The sequence below is a fragment of the Aeromonas sp. HMWF017 genome (assembly GCF_003061465.1).
Classification (GTDB): Bacteria; Pseudomonadota; Gammaproteobacteria; order Enterobacterales; family Aeromonadaceae; genus Aeromonas; species Aeromonas veronii.
In genome coordinates this window covers 1-4,231 of record NZ_QAJD01000014.1, presented here as the reverse complement: position 1 = coordinate 4,231, position 4,231 = coordinate 1, and the positions used below count along the sequence as shown (strand labels likewise).

General features: G+C 63.6%; 3 protein-coding genes and 1 pseudogene. 2 read left to right on the top strand and 2 right to left on the bottom strand.

Features of this window, described 5'->3' with window-relative positions; translation table 11 throughout:
* On the bottom strand, positions 1-1,174 hold a 1,174-nt coding region (locus DBR30_RS01385), incomplete at its 3' end, for a glycosyltransferase (protein ID WP_108588155.1).
* Positions 1,171-1,926: an acyltransferase gene (locus DBR30_RS01380; RefSeq protein ID WP_108588154.1), complete on the bottom strand. Its 756-nt coding sequence runs from the start codon at positions 1,924-1,926 to the stop codon at positions 1,171-1,173. The genes DBR30_RS01385 and DBR30_RS01380, both read right to left, overlap by 4 nt.
* A 299-nt stretch (positions 1,927-2,225) precedes the next feature.
* Here DBR30_RS01380 and DBR30_RS01375 point away from each other — a divergent pair, with 299 nt between their 5' ends.
* Positions 2,226-3,545, top strand: a complete 1,320-nt coding sequence (locus DBR30_RS01375; RefSeq protein WP_108541952.1) for a lipopolysaccharide biosynthesis protein — start codon at positions 2,226-2,228, stop codon at positions 3,543-3,545.
* Positions 3,533-4,231, top strand: a pseudogene (locus DBR30_RS01370) (oligosaccharide repeat unit polymerase); the annotation flags it as partial. The gene DBR30_RS01375 and the pseudogene DBR30_RS01370, both read left to right, overlap by 13 nt.

Sequence of the window (4,231 nt, the reverse complement as noted above, 5' to 3'; positions counted from 1 at the left end):
TGTTCAGCTCGGCAGCCTTGTGATCCCAGCTTTGCAGGGCCACCTGCTGTTGGCGTGTGTGGCGCCCTTCGCTGCGGGTGAGCCCCTCCCAGCCACTCTCCTGAAACCAGCCCGGATTGGATTGATCAAAGGCGGCACGATTGATGGCCTGGGCCAGGCTCTCCCCATCGTGGGGGAGCTGGATCTGATCCCGATAGCCATCCAGTGCCGGAAAATCGGTGCTGACGATGGGGCGCCCTGCGGCCAGATATTCGCGCAATTTCAATGGATTGCAGGCACGGATCTGGGCGTTGTCGACAAAGGGCAGCAGACTCACCTGCCAGTGCTGGGCATAGGCCGCCAGCGTGTGATGGGGACGGGGCCCCAGCAGATGGATATTGGGGAGCCCCTTGAGGGGGGAGATATCGGTCTGGACCGGGCCAATCAGCACCAGATCCCAGTGGGGCATGGCGGCAGCCGTCTCTGCCAGCAGGGGGATATCAATCCAGTCGCTCAGGCTGCCGTAAAATCCGGCGATAGGGCGGCCGGAGGGGAGATCCGCCGGGCGCTCTCTGGGGGGCATAAACAGCTCGAGATCCACGCCGTGGCTGAGCAGCCGGGTTTTATGGGGGGGAAAGCGGTTGGCCAACGCGGGGCTGGCGGCCAGAATGAGATCCGCTTTTTCCACCAGTCGGGCCTCGCAGTGGGCGATGGCCTGATGATCCACCCCTGCCAGTGCCGAGAAGTCATCGCCGCAGTAGTAGATCACCGCCCGCTCTTCGAGCTTTCCAATCAGATCGACGGCGCTGGGCAGGGAGATCCAGAGCAAGGGGCGATCCAGCTCGGGCAGCTGACGCCGGATCTGCGCCGCCAGCCAGTGGCCATTGATCTTGCCCGCCAGCCGACTGCCGGGCAGTGGCAAGGCGAGCGGCGGCAGCACCCGGGGGCTGCTGACCTCTGATGGCGCAACCGACTGGCTGCCAGAATGGCGCGCGCCGCGCAGCACGGCCCCCAGTTTGCGGACGATGCGGGTGAGATCATGAAGGGTAAAGCGGGGGCAACGCATGCCGATGGAGTTGACCCAGAGCACTTGATAATCGGGCAACAGACGCTTGATCAGGTGTTGGGTGCTGGAGGGGTGCTGGCCCCAATCCTCGCCCAATACCACCAGTTGCGGCAGTGAGTGTGGTTTCATGCAAAGGTCTCCGAAGCGTGTGCGGGGTCGCTGTGATCCTGTGGCTGCAAGGGGCGCAGTACGGTGGCCGGTACACCCGCTGCCAGCACACCTGCGGGCAGATCCCGGGTGACGACGCTGCCAGCGGCGACAATGGTGCCGGCGCCTATGGTGACACCGGCCATCACCATCACCCCGGTGCCAAGCCAGACATCCTGCTCCAGCACAATGGCCCCCACCTGTTCATCGCGATCCGGTTTGCCAAGGGCGCGATCGCGTGCATTGACGGGATGCCCGGGGTAGCCCGCCAGAAAGGCACGGCCAGCAATTCTGACGTTATCCCCCAACACTATCTTGCTGCCCACCGCCAGGGTGGTTTGCCAGCCAATCCCGACATTGCGGCCAATCACCAGCCTTGGTGTCTGGCTCGATGCCCGGCCGCTGATGGTCATGGCGGCGCTGAGGCGGCAGTCGGCACCAATTTCGATGGTGACCGGACCGCTGATATAGGGGATGCCACCATAGAGATAGAGGCGCGGGGCGGGGGCCGTGAGGCGAGATTGAAACAAGGGGGTCCACCAGAGGGTGCGGGTCAGGGTCGCCAGCGCGTTGCTGCCGAGCAGATAGAGCCGATAAAGCAGCCGATGCAGGGGAGGGATCACGGGGAATGACCAGTGACGGGCACTTTTGGCCAAGCGCCATACCCGGCGGGCCAGTGGCGTTTCCCCCTGTTTGGCCCAGCTTTTCATCCGGTGCAGGTTGATGGTGTTCATGGCGACCTCTCCCTTTGGTGCAGTCCGTTGCTCGCTAAGCAGAAAGCAGGGATCGGGCCAACAGGACGACCCCAGCGTGATCAGGCCAAATGGGGCTAAGAGGAGGGGCAGATTGCGCCGGTCGGTGCAATTTGCAGCCCGCGTTGTGCAAAACGCAAATGCCAGTCTCATTCTGGGCCTGTTCTGGACGGTTAAGCCGCACTAAGGGGCTATCGCTTCAGGGCGGGGGTGAGTGGCGTGGGCTTTGCATTAGCGGTAGCTGACCCGAAGCGGGATGCTTCGGGAGGCTGGGAGGCCCTATGAAACTTGGTGTGAACCAGATTGCCATGCTCTATTACGCCGGCGGCTTGCTCCTGATGAAGGGGATCTCCCTGCTGATGCTGCCGGTGCTGACCCATCAGCTGCTGCCTCGCGAATACGGCCAGCTGGAGGTGCTGCTGACCCTCATCAATCTGGGTTCCCTTATTTTGGGCTTCGGGCTGGTGGATGCCCTCTACCGCTTTGCCGGATTGGCGAAAGATGAGCAGGAGCGCCAGCAGGTGGTGGCCCGCATGTTTGGTCTGGTCTGGTTGATTGCCCTGGCCAGTCTGGTGCTGCTCTGGCTGCTGGCACCTGTGGTGCAAGCCTGGCTGCCGGTGGAAACCCGCCTTGCGGATGTGCGCTGGGTGCTCTGCGCCCTGCCGTTTGAAGGGGTGATCGGCGTGCCGCTGGCATGGCTGCGGATGCGCAATCAGGCGCGGCTCTTTTTCGTGGCGACCGCAGGCAAGGCGGTGATCCAGTCGGTGCTGACCGGCTGGTGGCTCTGGCTCGGTTGGGGCGTGAGCGGGGTGCTGGCCTCCGGCACCCTGACCTGTGTTGCACTGGCGCTGCTGCTGAGCTTCTGGCAGTGGCGAGATAGCGGGATCCGCTTTGACTGGCAGCACTATCGGCCGCTGCTGCGCTATGGATTGCCCCTGGTGGTGAGCGGGCTGGCAGGCTTTGCCCTGAGCGGACTGGATCGCTGGTTGCTGGCCGATGTGGTGGGGGAGGCGCTGCTTGCCTACTACGCCGTAGCGGGCAAGCTGGCGCTGGCGGTGGGGTTGTTGCTGCAACCCTTTGCCCTCTGGTGGTATCCCCGCCGTTTCATGCTGCTGCGCGAGCCGGATGGACTGCGGCTCAATGCCCACTACAGCGTGATGGGGTCGGTGCTGGGGTTTGTCACCGCGGGGATTGTCGGGCTCACAGCCCCCTTGCTTATTCGCTGGCTGACTCCGGAGAGCTATCACGGGGCGATCGCCTATATTCCGCTGCTGGTGCTGGGTATGGCGGTGCGCAATGTTTCGGACTTGCTCAATGTCGGCTGCTTTAGCGGCGAGAAGAGCAATGCCCAGATGGTGATCAATCTGGGCTGCAGCGCCCTTGGGGTGGCAGGCTTTCTGCTCGCCATCCCCCCCTTCGGGGTTGCCGGGGTGATCTGGACCCTGCTGCTGGTCTATCTGGTACGGGCGCTGGCCTTTTATCTGGTGAGCCAGCGGTTGCTGCCGCTGCCGTATCGCCTCTCGACCCTCTGGGCCAGTTCGCTCGGGGCGCTGGCGATGGTCTGGCTCGGCCAATGGTGGGCAGGATCATGGCTCGTCTAACGCCAGCCATTTGGGCAAGCGCCATTTGTCTGGTGCTGGCCCTGCTTTGGTGGCGGCTTCCCCATCCCTTGCTGTTGCCGGTGCTCGGCCTTGCCATTCCCGCCATCTGGTTTGCCCTGCGCTGGCCCTTCTTGATGGTGCTGGGGTTTGTCACCTTCTCCTTCTTTCGGCTGCATGAGGTGTTCCCCCAGCTCTATCCCCTCAAGATCCCGCTGCTCTTCTCGCTGGCCGCCATCGGCGCGCTGGTCTGGCACATTTTGCTGACCGGCCGGATCAAGCCCTACTGGAGTCCAGCCCTGAGCTGGCTGACGGCCTTCTTTGTGATGGTCTCCATCGGTGTGCTGTTTGCCAGCAACCGGGGCGAGGCGATCGCCACCTGGACTGGCAGCTACAGCAAGATCTATCTGATGACCCTGGCCACCGCCTGGCTGGTGCGCACCCCGGAGGATTTTGCGCTGGCGGTGCGCACCTTTGTTGTGGCGGGCTGTCTGGTGGCGCTGGTGGCCCTCTACAACAAGGCGAGTGGGATCGGGCTGGTGGAGGGGACCCGGGTGACCATAGGGCGCGAGCTGGGCTCTGTGCTGGGAGATCCCAACGATCTGGCGCTGGTGCTGCTCTTTCCTGCCGGTTTTTCGCTGAGCTTGCTGCTCAATCAGGGCAATGGGGTAGGGGGGCGTTTGTTGGGG

What these genes read in the sequence shown, in the direction of transcription:
- DBR30_RS01380 (WP_108588154.1), bottom strand. Translation starts at nt 1,926, where the DNA reads ATGAACACCATCAACCTGCACCGGATGAAAAGCTGGGCCAAACAGGGG.
- DBR30_RS01375 (WP_108541952.1), top strand. Translation starts at nt 2,226, where the DNA reads ATGAAACTTGGTGTGAACCAGATTGCCATGCTCTATTACGCCGGCGGC.